At 68.2% G+C, this 18787-nt stretch carries 18 protein-coding genes; 9 read left to right on the top strand and 9 right to left on the bottom strand.

Going from position 1 to position 18787, the window contains the following annotated elements; all coding sequences use genetic code 11:
• Positions 1 to 29: 29 nt before the first annotated feature.
• Complete coding sequence (locus QZH52_RS11430) at positions 30 to 974, top strand: 2-hydroxyacid dehydrogenase (RefSeq protein WP_301808321.1); 945 nt, start codon at positions 30 to 32, stop codon at positions 972 to 974.
• An 84-nt stretch (positions 975 to 1058) separates the two neighbouring features.
• On the opposite strand, the gene QZH52_RS11435 is transcribed toward QZH52_RS11430, so the two are convergent.
• Positions 1059 to 2501, bottom strand: coding sequence for an amidase (locus tag QZH52_RS11435; protein WP_301808323.1), 1443 nt, complete (start codon positions 2499 to 2501; stop codon positions 1059 to 1061).
• 57 nt (positions 2502 to 2558) lie between these two features.
• Here QZH52_RS11435 and QZH52_RS11440 point away from each other — a divergent pair, with 57 nt between their 5' ends.
• The 5 genes from QZH52_RS11440 (at position 2559) to QZH52_RS11460 (ending at position 6917) form a co-directional block, all read left to right on the top strand.
• Positions 2559 to 3509: a LysR substrate-binding domain-containing protein gene (locus QZH52_RS11440; protein ID WP_301808325.1), complete on the top strand. Its 951-nt coding sequence runs from the start codon at positions 2559 to 2561 to the stop codon at positions 3507 to 3509.
• Positions 3510 to 3762: 253 nt separating this feature from the next.
• Positions 3763 to 4665: a transporter substrate-binding domain-containing protein gene (locus QZH52_RS11445; protein ID WP_286523948.1), complete on the top strand. Its 903-nt coding sequence runs from the start codon at positions 3763 to 3765 to the stop codon at positions 4663 to 4665.
• A gap of 89 nt (positions 4666 to 4754) precedes the next feature.
• Positions 4755 to 5483, top strand: coding sequence for an amino acid ABC transporter permease (locus QZH52_RS11450; RefSeq protein ID WP_286534014.1), 729 nt, complete (start codon positions 4755 to 4757; stop codon positions 5481 to 5483).
• A 1-nt stretch (position 5484) separates the two neighbouring features.
• Entirely contained in the window at positions 5485 to 6150 is a 666-nt protein-coding gene (locus tag QZH52_RS11455; RefSeq protein ID WP_286534013.1) for an amino acid ABC transporter permease, read from the top strand.
• 29 nt (positions 6151 to 6179) lie between these two features.
• Positions 6180 to 6917 carry an amino acid ABC transporter ATP-binding protein gene (locus tag QZH52_RS11460; protein ID WP_286506855.1) on the top strand — a complete coding sequence of 246 codons (738 nt, stop codon included), beginning with the start codon at positions 6180 to 6182 and terminating at the stop codon, positions 6915 to 6917.
• Between the two features lie 5 nt (positions 6918 to 6922).
• Here QZH52_RS11460 and QZH52_RS11465 read toward each other — a convergent pair whose 3' ends face one another.
• From QZH52_RS11465 to QZH52_RS11500, 8 genes are all read right to left on the bottom strand, one after another.
• Positions 6923 to 7498: a nucleotidyltransferase family protein gene (locus QZH52_RS11465; protein ID WP_301808328.1), complete on the bottom strand. Its 576-nt coding sequence runs from the start codon at positions 7496 to 7498 to the stop codon at positions 6923 to 6925.
• Between the two features lie 88 nt (positions 7499 to 7586).
• A complete protein-coding gene (locus tag QZH52_RS11470) occupies positions 7587 to 8621 on the bottom strand; it encodes a DctP family TRAP transporter solute-binding subunit (protein WP_301808331.1) in 1035 nt (344 codons plus the stop codon).
• A 31-nt stretch (positions 8622 to 8652) separates the two neighbouring features.
• The gene (locus tag QZH52_RS11475; protein ID WP_301808334.1) at positions 8653 to 9951 is read right to left on the bottom strand and encodes a TRAP transporter large permease; all 1299 of its coding nucleotides are present in this window, start codon (positions 9949 to 9951) and stop codon (positions 8653 to 8655) included.
• Positions 9948 to 10508 (bottom strand): TRAP transporter small permease, encoded by a 561-nt coding sequence (locus QZH52_RS11480; RefSeq protein WP_286534008.1) that lies wholly within the window; start codon positions 10506 to 10508, stop codon positions 9948 to 9950. Before QZH52_RS11480 ends, QZH52_RS11475 begins: the two co-directional genes overlap by 4 nt.
• 146 nt (positions 10509 to 10654) lie before the next feature.
• Positions 10655 to 11590, bottom strand: a complete 936-nt coding sequence (locus tag QZH52_RS11485) for an electron transfer flavoprotein subunit alpha/FixB family protein (RefSeq protein ID WP_301808337.1) — start codon at positions 11588 to 11590, stop codon at positions 10655 to 10657.
• An 11-nt stretch (positions 11591 to 11601) separates the two neighbouring features.
• Entirely contained in the window at positions 11602 to 12351 is a 750-nt protein-coding gene (locus QZH52_RS11490; protein ID WP_286532443.1) for an electron transfer flavoprotein subunit beta/FixA family protein, read from the bottom strand.
• Positions 12352 to 12491: 140 nt separating this feature from the next.
• Positions 12492 to 13772, bottom strand: a complete 1281-nt coding sequence (locus QZH52_RS11495; protein WP_301808343.1) for a mechanosensitive ion channel family protein — start codon at positions 13770 to 13772, stop codon at positions 12492 to 12494.
• Positions 13773 to 13778: 6 nt separating this feature from the next.
• Positions 13779 to 14732, bottom strand: coding sequence for a histone deacetylase family protein (locus tag QZH52_RS11500; protein ID WP_301808345.1), 954 nt, complete (start codon positions 14730 to 14732; stop codon positions 13779 to 13781).
• A 76-nt stretch (positions 14733 to 14808) separates the two neighbouring features.
• On the opposite strand from QZH52_RS11500, the gene QZH52_RS11505 reads away from it, so the two are divergent.
• The 3 genes from QZH52_RS11505 (at position 14809) to QZH52_RS11515 (ending at position 18745) form a co-directional block, all read left to right on the top strand.
• Positions 14809 to 15729: an AAA family ATPase gene (locus QZH52_RS11505; protein ID WP_286524698.1), complete on the top strand. Its 921-nt coding sequence runs from the start codon at positions 14809 to 14811 to the stop codon at positions 15727 to 15729.
• 71 nt (positions 15730 to 15800) lie between these two features.
• Positions 15801 to 16757 carry a DUF58 domain-containing protein gene (locus tag QZH52_RS11510; protein ID WP_301809269.1) on the top strand — a complete coding sequence of 319 codons (957 nt, stop codon included), beginning with the start codon at positions 15801 to 15803 and terminating at the stop codon, positions 16755 to 16757.
• Positions 16751 to 18745 (top strand): transglutaminase TgpA family protein, encoded by a 1995-nt coding sequence (locus QZH52_RS11515; protein WP_301808350.1) that lies wholly within the window; start codon positions 16751 to 16753, stop codon positions 18743 to 18745. The genes QZH52_RS11510 and QZH52_RS11515 overlap by 7 nt, the downstream gene beginning before the upstream one ends.
• Positions 18746 to 18787: the final 42 nt, after the last annotated feature.

Here is an 18787-nt window from a genome sequence, read left to right on the forward strand (position 1 = left end):
CTTTTCCTTGAATCAGGAGCATGCCGAGAATGTCAGAGAAGATTCCCCTGTTGGTACTCAACAGCCTGTCGCAGGCCCACCACGCGCAGGTCGCCGCGGTCTACGACGTAACCTACCTGCCGGTGCCGACGCAGGCCCAACGCGATGAGCTGATCGCCGCCCAGGGCGGGCGCTTCCGCGCGGTGCTGACGATCGGCACGATCGGCCTGACGGCCGCGGAGATCGCCGCCATGCCGAAGCTGGAACTGGTGTGCTGCATGGGGGCCGGCTACGAGGGCGTCGCGCTGGAGGCGGCGCGTGCGCGCGGCATCACGCTCGCGAACGGGGCAGGCACCAACGACGACTGCGTGGCCGACCATGCCTTCGGCCTGCTGATCGGCGCCATGCGCCACATCCGCAAGCTCGACCGGCTGTGCCGCGAAGGGGTGCGGCGCGAGACGATTCCGCATCCGCCCAACGTCTCCGGCAAGCGCCTGGGCATCGTCGGGCTGGGCACCATCGGCCAGAAGATCGCCAGGCGGGCCGAGGGCTTCGACATGGCGATCGGCTATCACAACCGCAAGCCGCGAGAGGGCGTTGCCCACCGCTACTTCGACAGCGTGCAGGCGCTGGCCGAATGGGCCGACATCCTGGTGGTCGCGACACCGGGCGGCGCGGGCACGCGGCACCTGGTGAATGCCGCCGTCCTCGATGCGCTGGGGCCGCAGGCGTTCCTGGTCAACATCTCGCGCGGCAGCGTGGTCGACACCGAGGCGCTCGCTGCGGCGCTGCGCGAAGGCCGTCTCGCAGGCGCTGGGCTCGACGTCTATGAGAGCGAGCCGCTGCCGCCCGCGCCGCTGGTCGGGCTCGACAACGTGCTGCTGACGCCGCACATGGCGGGGTGGTCGCCGGAGGCTACGCAGGCGTCGGTCGATCGGTTCCTGGCGAATGCCGAGGGGCATTTTTCGGGGCGTGGGGTGGTGTCGGCGATCTGAGGGGTTACGTGGCGTGGGCGGCGGTGGCGGGCGGTATGGCCCGCACCGCTTGCCGGGCGCCCCTCGAGAGACAACTAGGCTTTCTCAAGCAATCGTGGAAGGTCGCACGTTCCCCCACCCACAAGCCACGTCATACGCATGCCCCAGCCGCAGCACCGCCATGTCCGCGTGCACCGGCCCCGCGATCTGCAGCCCCATCGGCAGCCCCTCGCCGCTGAAGCCCGCGCGCACATTGAGCGTTGGCAGGCCGGCCAGGGTAAAGGGCGTGACGATTTCCATCCATCGGTGGTAGGTGTCGCTCTCCACGCCGCCGACCGACTTCGGCCAGGCCAGCGTCGCGTCGAAGGGGAAGACCTGCGCCGTCGGCGCCACCACGAAGTCGAACCGTTCGAAGGCCCGCAGGAACGCGCGGTAGACATTGGAACGGTAGACCGATGCCTGGTACAGCGCCGCGGCGTCGAGCAGCTGGCTCTGCTCGATTTCCCAGCGCGCCTCGGGCTTGAGCTTGCCGCGCAGCGCCGGGTCGGCATGCGCGGCGCCCAGCTTGCCGCCGACCAGCAGCTGGCGCAGCCGCAGCCAGGCGGTCCAGTTCTGCTCGCGCGGCACGTCGAACTGGTGCGGCGCGACCTCGCAGCCAAGGTCGCGGAAGGTCTGCAGGGCGATGTCGCAGAGCTCGCGCACGCCCGGCGCCAGCGGCAGCCCGGGCCAGATGCTGCCGAGCCAGCCGATGCGCAGGCCCCGGGTCTCGCCATCGAGCCGGAGCACATCGGGCGAGGGCAGGGCGCCTTCCAGCGACAGCGGCAGCCGGGGATCGAAGCCCGCCTGCACCGCGAGCAGGCGCGCGGCGTCCTCGACGGTGCGCGCCATCGGCCCCTCGGTGCCGAGCTGCTGCAGGAACAGATCGTCTTCGGGCGCACCCGGCACCCGGCCGCGCGAGGGCCTGAAGCCGATCACGTTGTTGAAGGCGGCCGGGTTGCGCAGCGAGCCGCCCATGTCGCTGCCGTCGGCCACCGGCAGCATGCCGAGGGCCAGCGCCACCGCCGCACCGCCGCTGCTGCCGCCGGCGCTCAGCGCCGGATCGTAGGCATTGAGCGTGGTGCCGAAGACCGTGTTGTAGGTGTGCGAGCCGAGCCCGAACTCGGGCGTGTTGGTCTTGCCGATGACGATCGCGCCGGCGCTGCGCATGCGGGCCACATGAAGGCTGTCGCTGCGCGCCGGCGTCCGCGGCGCGATCGGCGATCCCATCGAGGTCGGGAGACCGGCCGCATGGCTCAGGTCCTTGACCGCCAATGGAAAGCCGTGCATCCAGCCGAGGCGCTCGCCGCGTGCGAGCTGCGCGTCGCGCTCGCCGGCCTCGTCGAGCAGCTGCTGCGGGTCGCGCAGCGAGACGATGGCGTTGAAGCGCGGGTTGAGGGCTTCGATGCGCGCCAGCGTGGCGCCCATCAGCTCGCGGCAGGACAGCTCGCGCCGGGCGATCAGCTGCGACAGGCGGGTGGCATCGAGGGCGAGAAGGTCGGAGGCGTTCATGGCGATCGCGGGCCGGTGGCGGTTCACCAGTATGTCGCAGCCTCGCATAATCGCCGGATGGAAACCAAGTGGCTCGAAGACTTCGTCAGCCTGGCAGAGACCCGCAGCTTCAGCCGATCGGCCCAGCTGCGCCATGTCACCCAACCGGCCTTCTCGCGCCGGATCCAGGCGCTCGAAGGCTGGGCCGGCACCGACCTGGTCGACCGCAGCTCCTACCCCACGCGCCTGACGCCGGCCGGCCAGACCCTCTACGGCCAGGCGATCGAGATGCTGCAGGCGCTGCAGAGCACGCGAGCCATGCTGCGCGGCCACTCCGCGGTGGCGCAGGACGTGATCGAGTTCGCGATCCCGCACACGCTCGCCTTCACTTTCTTCCCGGCCTGGATCACCAGCCTGCGGGAGCAGTTCGGGCCGATGAAGAGCCGGCTGATCGCGCTGAACGTCCACGACGCGGTGCTGCGCCTGGTCGAAGGCAGCTGCGACGTGCTGATCGCCTACCACCATCCCTCCCAGCCGCTGCCGCTCGACGCCAACCGCTACGAGATGGTGAGCCTGGGCGAAGAAGTGGTCGCGCCGTGGGTCAAGCCCGATGCCGACGGGGCGCCGCGCTACTGCCTGCCCGGGCGCCCCGGCCAGCCCTTGCCCTACCTCGGCTACGCCCCGGGCGCCTATCTCGGGCGGGTCGTCGACCAGGTGCTCAAGGCGTCCGGCACCGCGATCCATCTCGACCGGGTCTACGAGACCGACATGGCCGAGGGCCTCAAGGTGATGGCGCTCGAAGGCCACGGCATCGCCTTCCTGCCGGAGAGCGCGGTGCGCAAGGAGGTCCGCGCCCGCACCCTGGTCAGCGCCCTGCCGCCGGAGATCGATCGCCTCGACGCCACGATGGAAATCCGGGCCTATCGCGAGCGTCCTGGCACCACGGCCTCGAAGAGCGCCGGGCGCGTCGGCAAGGGAGCCGCCGATTCGCTGTGGGCTTACCTGGTGCAGGCCCAGGGTTCAGGCTGACGCCGTCGATTTGTGCACCGCACAAACTATGACGCGCCGACATGCCGACCGCCGCATTCGGCATTGGGCGCCGGCGATAACTGTGACTAAAGTCCGCCTCACGTTTTTTTCGGGCACAAAGGCTGCTTTGAAGTAGCTGTTCGCGCATCGGTGCGCCCTCGCAAGGTGCATCTCGCACCGGGTTGGTCCGGGTATGGCGCAGAATGCGGGCGTCTAGAATTTCGAGTCTTTCTCTCAGTCTCAGGAGTCAAGTATGAAGAAGCAGGTATTGGCGTTGGCCGTGATGGTGCTCGCCGCAGGAGGAGCCTTCGCCCAGGCCAACGACACGTTGGCCAAGATCAAGTCCACGGGTGCCGTGACGATGGGCGTGCGCGACTCGTCCGGCGCGCTGGCCTACACCATCGGCGACGGCAAGTACGTCGGCTTCCACACCGAGATGTCCGAGCGCATCCTGGCCGACATCCAGAAGCAGCTCGGCCTGCCCAAGCTCGACATCAAGCGCCAGCTGGTGACCTCGCAGAACCGCGTGCCGCTGGTGCAGAACGGCACCGTCGACCTCGAATGCGGCTCGACCACCAACAACGCCACGCGCCAGAAGGACGTCGCCTTCGCCATCACCACCTACGTCGAGGAAGTGCGCATCGCGGTCAAGGCCAATTCGGGCATCAACTCGATCAAGGACCTCAACGGCAAGAACGTGGTCACGACCACCGGCACGACCTCGGTGCAGACCCTGCGCAAGAACGAGCGCGCCCAGGGCATCGACTTCAAGGAAGTCATGGGCAAGGACCACGCCGACAGCTTCCTGCTGCTCGAATCGGGCCGCGCCGATGCGTTCGTGATGGATGGCCAGATCCTGGCCGGCAACATCGCCAAGTCGAAGGCCCCGGCCGACTTCAAGATCGTCGGCGATGCGCTGTCGGTCGAGCCGATCGCCTGCATGCTGCGCAAGGACGATCCGGCCTTCCTGAAGGCGGTCGACGACAGCATCAAGCGCCAGATCGCCGACGGCTCGCTGGCCAAGCTGTACGACAAGTGGTTCATGCAGCCGATCCCGCCGACCAACACCAAGGTCGGCCTGCCGCTGTCGGAAGCCACCAAGGCTGCTTGGGCCAACCCCAACAACAAGCCGATGGAAGACTACGTCAAGAAGTAAGCACGCGGGCTGATGCGTGAACGAACGCCCGCCTTTTCCGGCGGGCGTTTGTTTTGTGAGAGGCCTCCAACAATCATCGAGGAGTTCAAATGGGAAAATGGGATTGGCAGGTCTTCCTGGAAGATCCGGGCGGCAAGATACCGACCTACTGGCAGTGGCTGGTGTCGGCCTGGGGCTGGACGGTGTCGGTGTCCTTGTGCTCGCTGGTCGTGGCGCTGGTGCTCGGCTCGCTGGTCGGCGTGATCCGCACGCTGCCCGACAGCCCGTGGCTGGTGCGCTTCGGCAATGCCTGGGTCGAGCTGTTCCGCAACGTGCCGCTGCTGGTCCAGATCTTCCTCTGGTACCACGTGGTGCCCAAGATGTTCCCGGTCATGTCCGGCCTGCCGCCCTTCATCCTGGTGGTCTTCGCGCTCGGCTTCTTCACCTCGGCCCGGATCGCCGAGCAACTGCGCTCCGGCATCCAGGCCCTGCCCAAGGGCCAGCGCTACGCGGGCATGGCGGTGGGCTTCACGACGCCGCAGTACTACCGCTACGTCATCCTGCCGATGGCCTACCGCATCATCATCCCGCCGCTCACCAGCGAGTCGATGAACATCTTCAAGAATTCGTCGGTCGCGTTCGCGGTGTCGATTCCCGAAATGATCCAGTTCGCGATGCAGGCCGGCGAAGAGACCTCGCGCGTGACCGAGATGTACATGGCCGTGACCGTGCTCTACGTGATCTCGGCGATGGTCATCAACCGCATCATGGCCTGGGTCGAGAAGAGGGTCCGGGTGCCGGGCTTCGTCGTGGCCGGAACCGGCGGCGGAGGACACTGACATGAATCTCGACCTCACGTTCTTCAACTGGGCCGTCGTCAGCAGCTTCCTGCTCAAGGGCCTCTACTTCAGCGTGTTCCTGACGGTGGTCGCCACGCTAGGCGGCATCTTCTTCGGCACCTTGCTGGCCCTGATGCGGCTGTCGGGCAAGAAGTGGCTCGACATGCCGGCGGCGATCTACGTCAACGGCATGCGCAGCATCCCGCTGGTGATGGTGATCCTGTGGTTCTTCCTGCTGGTGCCCAACATCATCGGCCGGCCGATCGGGCCCGAGTACTCGGCCGTCATCACCTTCGTCGCCTTCGAGGCCGCCTACTTCAGCGAGATCATGCGCGCCGGCATCCAGTCGATTCCGCGCGGGCAGGTGTTCGCGGGGCAGGCAGTGGGCATGACCTACGGCCAGAACATGAAGCTGGTGATCCTGCCGCAGGCCTTCCGCAACATGCTGCCGGTGCTGCTGACCCAGACCATCATCCTGTTCCAGGACACCTCGCTGGTCTACGCCATCGGCGCCTACGACCTGTTCAAGGGCTTCGACACTGCGGGCAAGAACTTCGGCCGGCCCGAAGAGGCCTACCTGCTGGCCGCCGTCGTCTATTTCGTCCTGTGCTATTCGCTTTCATGGCTCGTGAAGCGGCTGCACAAGAAGATCGCCATCATCCGCTGAGCTGAAGGAGCAACAAGATGTCCGACAAAATGATTGAAATCAAGAACGTTTCCAAGTGGTATGGCCCGGTGCAGGTGCTCAACGACTGCTCCGTCAGCATCTCCAAGGGCGACGTGGTGGTGGTCTGCGGGCCCTCGGGCTCGGGCAAGTCCACCTTGATCAAGACCGTCAACGCGCTCGAGCCCTTCCAGAAGGGCGAGATCACGGTCAACGGCATTCCGCTGCACGACCCCAAGACCAACCTGCCGAAGCTGCGCTCCAAGGTCGGCATGGTGTTCCAGCACTTCGAGCTGTTCCCGCACCTGTCGGTGACCGAGAACCTCACGATCGCCCAGATCAAGGTGCTGGGCCGCAGTGCCGACGAAGCCAAGACGCGCGGCCTCAAGATGCTCGACCGCGTGGGCCTGATGGCGCACAAGGACAAGTTCCCGGGGCAGCTGTCGGGCGGCCAGCAGCAGCGGGTGGCGATCGCCCGCGCGCTCTCCATGGACCCGATCGTGATGCTGTTCGACGAGCCGACCTCGGCGCTCGACCCCGAGATGGTCGGCGAGGTGCTCGACGTGATGGTGTCGCTGGCCAAGGAAGGCATGACCATGATGGTGGTCACGCACGAGATGGGCTTCGCGCGCAAGGTGGCGAGCCGCGTGATCTTCATCGACGTCGGCGGCCGCATCCTGGAAGACTGCTCGAAGGAGGAGTTCTTCACCCACCCCGAGAATCGCCAGCCCCGGACCAAGGATTTCCTGAACAAGATCCTGCAGCACTAGGGTGATCACGCCCTAGGCGCGGGCGGATCGGTGTCGAGCGGCCCGATCCGAAGCCACGGCCAGCGTACGCGGTACGACTCGGCCTTGCGCTCGAACAGATCGCGGTGCGGCGTCAGCGGGTTCATCGTCAGCAGCCCGTCGTAGAGCAGCTTCAGCCCGTTCGGGGCGTAGAGTTCGGCGGGCCGGATGCCGACGCAGGTGGCCGGCACCAGGAAGCGATCGATGCCATCTTTCGCACTGTGCAGCGGGGCGTAGGGCTGACCGAAATGCGATTCGTACCAAAGGTGGACCCGCGCCTGGTTGGACGCTTCGACGGTGACGCCGAGGTCTCCCAGCACCGCGTCGACCCGCGCCTGCACGCCCTGCTCGCCCGCCGCCGAGGTGTCGGCGGCATCGAAGTAGAACAGGTCGTAGTCCTTGATGGCCGCCTCCGGCGCACGGCCCGCCTGCAGGTTCCACACCGTCTGGAACAGGCAGCCGGCGACCAGCCAGCCGTCCGGAAGGGCCAAGGCGGACCAGCGCTCGAGGATCGCGCGGTTGTGGCGGTTGCGGAGGACGTCGGCGAGGAAGCGGTCTTGCATGGCTTGATGAGCATAAGCGTGCCAGGCAGGCGAAAAGGATGAAAAAAGCCCCGCACCGCGGGGCTTCGTCCATCGCCGCGAGGCCAGCCTACTTCGACCGCGCCGCCACCGCCTTCTCCGCCTTGGCCACCAGGTCGGCGCCGACCGTGTTCTTCCACTTGTCGTACACCGGCCGCGTGGCCTTGACGAAGGCTTCGCGCTCGTCGGGCGTGAGCTGGGTCACGGTCACGCCCATGCCGGCGATGTCCTTGAGCACCGGCTTGCCGGGCTCGACCAGGCCCTTGCGGGCAATGGCGATTTCCTGCTTGCCGGCGTCGAGCGCGGCCTGGCGCACGATGGCCTGGTCGGCCGGCGTCCACGAAGACCAGACTTCCTTGTTGACCACGAACACCAGCGGATCGCACACGTAGCCCCAGGTGGTCACGAACTTCTGGCCCACGGTGTGCATCTTCAGCACCGTGAACAGGAACAGCGGATTCTCCTGGCCGTCGACCGCGCCGCTGGCGAGCGCGGGCTGGGCGTCGGCCCAGCTCATCTGGGTCGGGTTGGCGCCCAGGGCGCTGAACATGTCGGAGTAGATCGGCGAGCCGACGACGCGGACCTTCATGCCCTTCAGGTCATCGGGCGTCTTGATCGGCTTCTTCGAGTTGGTCACTTCGCGGAAGCCGTTCTCGCCCCAGGCCAGCGGCACCACGCCGGCCTTGTCGAGCGTGGCGAAGATCTCCTTGCCGACCGGGCCCTGCGTCAGCGCGTCCACCGCCGCGTAGTCGGGCATCAGGAAGGGCATCGAGAACAGGTTGAGCTGCTTGACCTGCGGCGACCAGTTGATGGTCGAGCCGACCGCCATGTCGATCACGCCCTGGCGCAGCGCGCTGAACTCGCGCGTCTGGTCGCCCTGGATCAGCGACACGCCGGGGTACAGCTTGATGTTGATGCGGCCCTGGGTGCGCTCCTTGACCAGGTCGGCCCAGATGCGGCCGGCTTCGCCCCACGGCGTCGGCGGGCCCAGCACCAGCGACATCTTGTACTCGGCCTTGTAGGCCTGGGCGGTCGCGGCCACCGAGAAGCCGCCCAGCGTGGCAGCGACGGCGAGCAGGCCGAGCAGGGAACGACGGAATTTCATGGACAGTCTCCTTAGTGAATGAATCGGAAAGTCAGTAGCCGAGCTTGCGCGGCAGCCAGAGTGCCAGTTCGGGCCAGATGATCACTGCCACCATGACGAGGAACATCGCGAACAGCATCCAGCCGACCCAGCGCACGGTCTCTTCCATGCGCACGTTGGCGATGCGGCAGGAGACCATGAGGTTGACGGCCAGCGGCGGCGTGAACTGGCCCAGCGCGACCTTCAGCGTGAGGATGACGCCGAACCACACCGGGTCCCACTTGTAGTACTGCACGATCGGCCACAGCAGCGGCACGAAGATCAGGAAGATCGAGACGCCGTCGAGGAACATGCCGACCGTGATCAGCAGCAGGATCAGCAGCGACAGCACGCCGTACTCGCCGAGCCCCGAATTGACGATGGCGCGGGTGACCGGATCGATCACGCCGAGGGTCGACAACGAGTAGGCGAAGATGCCCGCCAGCGACACCACCAGCAGGATCACGGCCGACAGCTCGCCCGATTCGCGCAGGATCACGAACAGGTCGCGGACCTTGATCGTGCGGTGGACCGCCATGCCGACGAAGAGCCCGTAGAACACCGCCACCACCGCCGCCTCGGTCGGCGTGAAGAGGCCGGCGCGCATGCCGCCCAGGATCAGCACCGGCGCCGCCAGGCCCCAGGTGGCCTCGCGGAAGCTCCTCCAGAAGGGCGGGCGCGGCAGGCTGGATTCGAGTGCGCCCATCTTGTTCTTGCGGGCCAGCCACACGGCCGGGACGATCAGCGCCACGCCGGCCAGGATGCCGGGGATCATGCCGGCGGCAAAAAGCGCCGGCACGGAAGCACCGGGGACCAGCACCGAGTAGACGATGAAGGCGACTGAAGGCGGGATCAGGATGTCGGTGGCGGCGGCGGCGCCGACCACGCTGGCCGAGTAGGCGGCCGGGTAGCCGGCGCGCGACATGGCGGTGATCATCACGGCGCCGACCGCGGCGGCATTGGCCGGGCCGGAGCCCGAGATGCCGCCGAGGAACATCGCCACCACGATCGCCACCAGCGGCAGCATGCCGGGGCCGCGGCCGACGATCGCGATCGCGAAGTTGACCAGGCGCAGCGCCACGCCCGAGCGGTCGAAGATCGAGCCGACCAGGACGAACATCGGGATCGCGAGCAGGGGGTACTTGCCGAGGCCGGCGTAGAAGTTCTGCGGCACGGCAAGCAGGCCGAACCATTGCGCTTCGCCGTTGGCCAGCGCGATGCAGGCGGCACCGGCGAGGCCGAGCGCGGCGCCGATCGGCACGCCGACCAGCATCATCGCCACGAAGGCGACGAAGAGCAGCGTGGGGATCATCGCTCCGAATCCCCGTAGTTGGTCTTGCGGCCGCGGCGGATGAACAGGCCCAGCGCCCGCAGCGCGATGGCGAAGGAGACGATCGGCAGCCAGATCGAATACCACCATTGCGGCACGCCGATGCCGGGCGAGGTCTCTTCGAAGCGGTAGTCGTCCCACACCACGCGCACGCTGAGCGCGCCGATCAGCAGGAACAGCAGCGCGACCGTGATCGCGCCGAACTGCGCCAGCCGCTTGCGCCGCGCCATGCTGCCGCTCTCGGCGAAGTACTCGATGCGGATGTGGCGATCGCGCGCCACCGCGGCCGATCCTGCGACCAGCGCCAGCAGGATCATCAGGAAGACCGAGAACTCCTCGGTCCAGGCGAACGACGAGTCGGTGAAGTAGCGCACCAGCACGTTGGCGAAGGTGATGCAGGCCAGCAGGCCCATGATGAGCACGGTCGCCCAGTCTTCGATCGCGAGCGGAACGCGGGTCGGCTCGTCGGCGGCTTCGATTTCAGGGGGCAGGGGGCTGGCGGCGTCCAGCACGGGGCCGGACTCGGTGGGAGAGGTCATCGGGGGGAGCAGGAAGGTGAGGGCACGTCGTGTCACCGGGCGGACGCCGGGACGCGGTCCGTACACCTCGACAGGGAAGCAGCCAGGGATCGTAACGATCCATGACCATTTCCATATCGGGGGTTTCCTTAGCCTGCCGCCCCGGCTCAGAGCGCCTTGACCAGTTCCGGCACGGCCGTGAACAGGTCGGCCACCAGGCCGTAGTCGGCCACCGAGAAGATCGGCGCCTCTTCGTCCTTGTTGATCGCCACGATCACCTTGGAGTCCTTCATGCCCGCCAGATGCTGGATCGCGCCCGAGATGCCGGCGGCGATGTACAGCTGCGGCGCGACGATCTTGCCGGTCTGGCCCACTTGCCAGTCGTTCGGGGCGTAGCCCGCGTCCACCGCCGCGCGGCTGGCGCCCAGGCCGGCGTTGAGCTTGTCGGCCAGGGGCGCCATCACTTCCTGGAACTTCTCGGCGCTGCCCAGCGCCCGGCCGCCCGAGACGATGATCTTGGCGGCCGTCAGTTCGGGGCGTTCGCTCTTGGTGACTTCGCGGCCGACGAAGCTGGACTTGCCGCTGTCGGCGACGCCGTCGACGGTTTCGATCGCTGCGCTGCCACCGGTGGCAGCGGCCGCATCGAAGCCCGTGGTGCGCACCGTGACCACCTTGATCGCGTCGTTGCTCTGCACGATCGCAATCGCGTTGCCCGCATAGATCGGACGCTCGAAGGTGTCGGGGCTGTCGACCTTGGTGATGTCGCTGATCTGGGCGACGTCCAGCAGCGCGGCCACGCGCGGGGCCACGTTCTTGCCGTTGGCGGTCGAGGGGAACAGGATGTGGCTGTAGTTCTTGGCGATGGCCAGGACCTGGGCTGCAACGTTCTCGGCCAGGTTCTCGGCCAGGGACGGGCTGTCGGCGACGATCACCTTGGCGACGCCTGCGACCTGGGAGGCGGCCTTGCCGGCTTCGGCGGCGTTGGCACCGGCCACCAGCACGTGGACGTCTCCGCTGGCGCAGGCGATGCCTGCAGTCACGGTGTTGAGGGTCGCCGGCTTCAGCGTGGCGTGGTCGTGTTCGGCAATAACAAGTACGGTCATGTCGTTGTTCCTCAGATCACCTTGGCTTCGTTCTTCAGCTTGTCCACCAGCGTGGCGACATCCGGCACCTTGATGCCGGCGCCGCGCTTCGGCGGCTCGCTGACCTTCAGGGTCTTCAGGCGCGGCTTGACATCTACGCCCAGGTCTTCCGGCTTGAACGTGTCCAGCTGCTTCTTCTTGGCCTTCATGATGTTGGGCAAGGTCACGTAGCGCGGCTCGTTCAGGCGCAGGTCGGTCGTGATGACGGCCGGCACGGAAAGAGAAATGGTCTCCAGGCCGCCATCGACTTCACGTGTCACGTTGACCTTGTCGCCCGCCACTTCGACCTTCGAGGCGAAGGTCGCCTGCGGCAGATCGGCCAACGCCGCCAGCATCTGGCCGGTCTGGTTGGCGTCGTCGTCGATCGCCTGCTTGCCCAGGATGATCAGCCCGGGCTGCTCCTTGTCGACCAGCGCCTTGAGCAGCTTGGCCACGGCCAGCGGCTGCAGCTCTTCGGTGGTCTCGACCAGGATGCCGCGGTCGGCGCCGATGGCCATCGCGGTGCGCAGGGTCTCCTGGCACTTCGCGTCGCCGCACGAGACCGCGATGATCTCGGTGGCGGCGCCCTTCTCCTTCAGGCGCACGGCTTCTTCGACGGCGATCTCGTCGAAGGGGTTCATGCTCATCTTGACGTTGGCAATATCGACACCGGTGCCGTCGCTCTTCACGCGCACCTTGACGTTGTAGTCGACGACCCGCTTGACGGGAACAAGAATCTTCATTGGTTTGACTCCATTGAATTGCGAAACCGGGGCTTGCAGGCAGCAGGCGATTTTAGGCGCCGGCCTCCGCGAGAACTGTTCATTTCAATCAGGGGGCGACGCCGGGGCCGCAGAAATAGAACGGTCGTGCTTTTTTGTGATTATAGGCGACCCGCATCGGCAAGAGAAGTAGCGGCTGGTAACGACTCGACATGCAGCACGCTCTGCGGGTAGGGAATGGCGATGCCTGCCGTGCGCAGGCCATCGAGAATGGCGACGTTGATGGCCGAGCGCACGTTGTCCCGGCCCTTGTCCGGATCGGCGACCCAGAAATTGAGCGTGAACTCGAGCCCATGGGGCGCGAAGGTCAAGAGGAAGGCGACCGGCGCCGGATCGGTCAGGACGCGCGGCTGCGCCGCCGCCGCGGCGCACAGGATGGCCTGCACCCGCGCCACGTCGCTGTCGTAGCCGACCACAATCGTGGTCGTGATGTTGAACTTGCGGTCGGCCAGCGACAGGTTCTCGACCCGGCTCGTGATCAGCGATTCGTTCGGCACGATCGACTCGCGGCCATTGCCCGCCCGCACCAGCGTGTAGCGGGTCTTGATGTCGGTGATGCGCCCCTCGAAGCCATCGACGCGGACGTTGTCGCCGATGCGGATCGAGCGCTCGAGCAGGATCACGAAGCCGCTCACGTAGTTGGCCGCCAGCTTCTGCAGGCCGAAGCCCAGGCCGACTCCGAGCGCGCCGCCCAGCACCGACAGCGCGGTCAGGTCCACCCCCACCGCCGACAGCGCGAACAGCAGGCCGATCAGCAGCAGAAAGGCACGGATCGCGTTCGATGCCACCTTGCGCATCGACAGGTCGGCCACCGCCTCGCGCAGGATCCGTTTCTCGATGGTCTGCGAGATCCACAGGGCGATGACCAGCACCAGGCCGGCCGAAAAAATGCCGTTCAGGATGGTGCGCAGGCTGACGCCCGGGCGGCCGAACGCCAGGGTGATCTCGTCGAGTTCGGCCAGCACCGGCTGCAGCAGGCCGACGATCCAGAGCACGGCGCCGATCCAGGCCAGCCACGAGATGGTGCGCTCGACCAGGCGCGCCATCGCGGAAGCCGGAAACACCGCGCTCAGGACGCGGGCAAAAAAGCGGATCGCGACCAGCGACACGAACACCGACACCGCGATGCGCAGCACCAGCACCGGCTGGTAGACCCCGGTGGCGCGCCGCGCCAGGTCGGTGAGGACCAGCGCCAGCAGCGGGAACAGCAGGCCGTCGATGGTGCGCTGGCCGAACCAGATCGAATCCTTGGGCTGGTCGCGGCCGAACCAGCGACACACGGCCCAGGCGACCAGCAGGCAACCGACCAGGATGGCGACCTCGATCCAGACGCTGCGGGCCTCGATCTGCGAAAGTTTCTGGGTGAACTCGGTGAAATTCATCGGCGGCTAGAGATCGGCGAGCACGCGCACGTGCTCCTCGACGCTGCGCGCCAGGGCGTCGAGGTTGTAGCCGCCCTCCAGCATCGAGACGATGCGGCCCTTTGAATGGCGCCGCGCGACGTCGACCACGCGGCTGGTGATCCAGCCGAAGTCGTGCTCGTTGAGCCGCAGCTGCCCCAGTTCGTCGTCGCGGTGGGCATCGAAGCCGGCGCTGACGAAGATCATCTGCGGCTTGAACTCCTCCAGCCGCGGCATCCAGCAGGCCTCGATCAGCTCGCGCACGTCCATGCCCTTGGTGTAGGCCGGCACCGGCAGGTTGAGCATGTTCGGCGCCGGGTGCTCGGTGCCGCTGTACGGATAGAACGGGTGCTGGAAGATTCCGACCATCAGCACCCGCGGGTCGTTGCTCAGGATGTCCTCGGTGCCGTTGCCGTGGTGGACGTCGAAATCGACCACCGCGACCCGTTCCAGCCCGTGGGCCTCGATCGCATGGCGCACCGCGACCGCGATGTTGTTGAAGAAGCAGAAGCCCATCGCCTTGTCGCGGCAGGCGTGGTGGCCGGGCGGACGCACGGCGCAGAAGGCGTTGTCGACCTGGCCGCCGATCACCGCGTCGGTGGCAGCGATGGCGGCGCCGGCGGCGCGCCGGGCGGCCAGCACCGTGAAGCGCGTGAGCGTGGTGTCGGGGTCGATCTGCGCGTGGTCGGGCCCTCCGGCCGGCGCGTCCTCGATCAGGCGCTGGCTCAATGCCTCGAGGTGCTCCATATGGGCCACGCTGTGCGCGCGCGTGATCTGGGGCAAGGTGGCCAGCGGGACCTCAATGCGTTCCAGGGCATCGCCGACGCCGGTGAGGAGCAATCGGTCTTCGATCGCGTCGAGCCGCGCGGGGCATTCGGGATGGCCCGGCCCCATGTCGTGCTTCCAGCAATCGCGGTGTGTGAAGTAGCCGGTCTTACCCATGATCGATTCACGCCGTATCCCCACGCGGCATGGGCCCGCCGGGGCTTTACGGTATTGTTTGCATATGGATACAAAAATGGACGTCGCCGCCAAGCTCGCCAGTTTGCTCGGTCAGCTTAACACGGTCATCGTGGGCAAAGAGGCGCAGGTGCGCGACTGCGTGGCCTGCCTGCTGGCGGGTGGCCACCTGCTGATCGAGGACGTGCCGGGGGTCGGCAAGACCACCCTGGCGCATGCCCTTTCGCATACCTTCGGGCTGCATTTTTCGCGCGTCCAGTTCACGGCCGACCTGATGCCGGGCGACCTCTCGGGGGTCGCCATCTACGACCGCGGCCAGCAGGCCTTCGTGTTCCATCCGGGGCCGGTCTTCGCCCAGGTGCTGCTGGCCGACGAGATCAACCGCGCCAGCCCCAAGACCCAGAGCGCGCTGCTCGAGGCCATGGAAGAAAAGCAGGTCACGGTGGAGGGCGAGACCCGGCCTCTGCCGACGCCCTTCTTCGTCATCGCGACCCAGAACCCGCATGACCAGCTGGGCACCTTCGCCCTGCCCGAGTCGCAGCTCGACCGCTTCCTGATGCGGATCTCGCTCGGCTACCCCGACCGCGCCGCCGAGCGCGAACTGCTCGCGGGCGCCGACCGGCGCGAGATGCTGGCCGGCCTGCCCGCCCTGCTGACCGCCGGGGAGCTCACGGCGCTGCAGCAGCGGGTGCTGCAGGTCCATGCCTCCGAGCCGCTGCTGAACTACCTGCAGGACCTGATGGCCGCGACCCGCTCGGGCCGCTGGTTCCTGCAGGGCCTGTCGCCGCGCGCCGGCATCGCGGTGCTGCGGGCCGCCAAGGCGCAGGCGCTGCTGGCCAACCGCGACTACGTGGCGCCGGACGACGTCCAGGCAGTGCTGCCGCAGACCATCGGGCACCGGCTCACCCCCGTCGGCGACGCCGGCCGCGGCGCGATCGAGCAGGTGCGCGCCATGATCGCCGCCGTGCCGCTGCCGTGACGACGCCGGCGCCGGGCCGCTCCCAAGGCGAATTCCGGGGCGCTGCCGCGCGGAGGTCGCTCGTCGCGCCGTTGCGCCGGCGCATCGACCGCTGGTTCCTGAGCCGGCGCCCGCCGTCCGATGCGCTCGAACTGACCCAGCGCAACGTCTACATCGTGCCGACCCCGGCCGGCTGGATGCTGGCGGCCACGCTGCTCCTGCTGCTGGTCGCATCGATCAACTACCAGCTCAATCTCGGCTACCTGCTGACCTTCCTGCTGGCGGGCAGCGTGGCGGTCGGCATGCATGTATGCCACGGCACGCTGCGGGGCCTGGCGCTGCACCTGCTCACGCCCGAGCCGCGCTACGCCGGTGCCGCCGCGGTGTTCCGCGTGGTGCTCGACAACACACGGCGGCGCACGCGCTACGGCATCGGGCTGGCGGTGCACCGCAGCGGCCAGTGGGCCTGGTGCGACGTGCCGGCCGAGGGCAGCGCCACGGTCGAGGTGGCTTTCAGGCCCGAGCGGCGCGGCCTGCACCCGGTGCCCACGCTGACCGCCGAGACCCGCTTTCCGCTCGGGACGTTCCGAGTCTGGACCGTGTGGCGGCCGGCCTCTCAGGTGCTGGTCTACCCGGCGCCCGAGACCCATCCGCCGCCGCTGCCGCCCGGCGAGCCGCTGGCCGGACCGGCCGCCTCGGCCGCGCTGCGCGCCCATGCCGCGGGCGAATACGACGGCGTGCGCGCCTACCGCCGCGGCGATCCGCTGAAGCTGGTGGTGTGGAAGCGCGCGGCGCAGGCCCAGGCCCGGGGCTCGGAAGACCTCGTGAGCCGCGATACCCAGCAGGCCCAGCGGCAGGAGCTCTGGCTCGACGCCCAGGCCACCGGCCTGCCCGGCCTCGAAGCACGGGTCTCCCGGCTCTGCGCCTGGGTTTTGATGGCCGACCGGCTGGGCGTGGACTACGGCCTGCGGGTCGCCGGCCGCGTGCTGCCGCCATCGCAGGGCGAAGCCCACAAGCGGCAATGTCTGGAGGCGCTGGCCCTATGCTGAGCACCCGGCTCCAGGCCCTGCCGCGCGACGCCCGCGACACCCTCTTCCTGCTGGCCGTGATCGGCCTGATCCTGCTGCCGCAGCTGCCCAACCTGCCGTGGTGGTGCAGCACGCTGGCCGCCATCGTGCTGCTCTGGCGCGGCACGCTGGCTGTGCAGGGCCGGCCGCTGCCCGCCCGGGGCTGGCGCATCGCCCTGCTCGCGCTGACGCTGGTAGCGACCTACATCACCTACCGCACGCTGCTCGGCCGCGACGCCGGCGTCACGCTGGTGGTGATCCTGCTGGCGCTCAAGACGCTCGAGCTGCGCGCCCGCCGCGACGCCTTCGTGATCTTCTTCCTGGGCTTCTTCACGATGCTCACGAACTTCTTCTATTCGCAGTCGCTCGCCACCGCCTTCGCGATGCTGCTGGCGCTGCTGGGGCTGCTGACGGCGCTGGTCAACGCCCACATGCCGGTGGGCAAGCCGCCGCTGGTCCAGGCCGCGCGCACGGCCGGCGGCATGGCGCTGCTGGGGGCGCCGATCATGCTGGTGCTGTTCATGCTTTTTCCGCGCATGGCGCCGCTGTGGGGCACGCCGAACGACGCCATGACCGGACGCACCGGGCTGTCGAACACGATGCGCGTGGGCAGCGTGGCCGAACTCGCGCTCGACGAAGGCATCGCCGCGCGCATCAGGTTCGACGACGGCCGGGTGCCGCCGCGCACGACGCTCTATTTCCGCGGCCCGGTGCTGTCGAGGTTCGACGGCCGCGAATGGAGCGCCCCGCCGCCCTTCTCGCGCAGCGCCGCGCCGCGGAACCTGCGCGTGCGCGGCGCCCCGGTCGGCTACGAGGTCACGCTCGAACCCTCGAACCGGCCCTGGGTGCTCACCCTGGACGCGGCGCCGAGACGACCCGAGCTGGCGGGCTACGAGCTGTTCGCGACCCCCGAACTGCAGTGGGTCGCCACCCGCCCGATCGGCGACCTGGTGCGCTACCGCGCCGAGAGCTACGCCGAGTTCGAGAGCGGCCCGACGCGGCGCAGCGCGGTGCTGCAGGACGAGGTCGCGCTGCCGCCGGGCTCGAATCCGCGCACCGTCGCGCTGGCGGCGCAGATGCGCGCCGATCCGGCGCTGGCCGGCGCCTCGACGCAGGCCCTGGTGCAGAACGTGCTGCAGCGGCTGCGCACCGGCGGCTATGCCTACACGCTCGAGCCGGGCCTGTTCGGCGACGACAGCGCCGACGAGTTCTGGTTCGACCGCAAGGCCGGCTTCTGCGAGCACATCGCCTCGTCCTTCGTGGTGCTGATGCGTGCGCTGGACATTCCGGCGCGCATCGTCACCGGCTACCAGGGCGGCGAGATCAACGGCGTCGACAACTTCTGGGTGGTGCGCAACAGCGACGCCCATGCCTGGGCCGAAGTCTGGCAGCAGGGCGTGGGCTGGGTCCGGGTCGACCCGACCGGCGCGATCTCGCCCGACCGGGTCGGCCAGTTCCGCCGCCTGGCGCCTCAGCCCGGCCTGATCGCCGGCGCCATCGGCGCCATGAACCCGACCCTGTCGCAGAACCTTCGCGCCGCCTGGGAGGCGGTCAACAACGGCTGGAACCAATGGGTCCTGAACTACACGCAGAGCCGTCAGCTGGACCTGCTCAAGACCCTCGGCTTCACGGCGCCCAGCCTGCAGGACCTGGCGCTGGTGCTGCTCGCGCTGCTGGTCGCCGCCAGCCTCGCGGGCGCCGCCTGGACGCTCTGGGAGCGCAGCCAGCGCGACCCCTGGCTGCGGCTGCTGGGACGGGCCCGCGAACGGCTGCGGCAGGCCGGCGTCGAGGTGCCCGAAAGCGCCTCGCCGCGCCAGATGGCGCAGCGGCTGTCGGAGCGCTTCGGCAGCGGCGCGGAACCGGCGCGCCAATGGCTGCTGCGGCTCGAGGCGCAACGCTATGCGAAGGCGCCCGGCGATGCCCTGCCGGCCCTGCGCAGCGAATTCAGGCGGCTCGCATGGCCGCGCTGAAACCACATGTGTCGTTTCGGGGCGGCCTGCGCCGCGACGGCA

Source organism: Variovorax ginsengisoli (assembly GCF_030486595.1).
In the GTDB taxonomy this organism is placed as follows: domain Bacteria; phylum Pseudomonadota; class Gammaproteobacteria; order Burkholderiales; family Burkholderiaceae_C; genus Variovorax; species Variovorax ginsengisoli_B.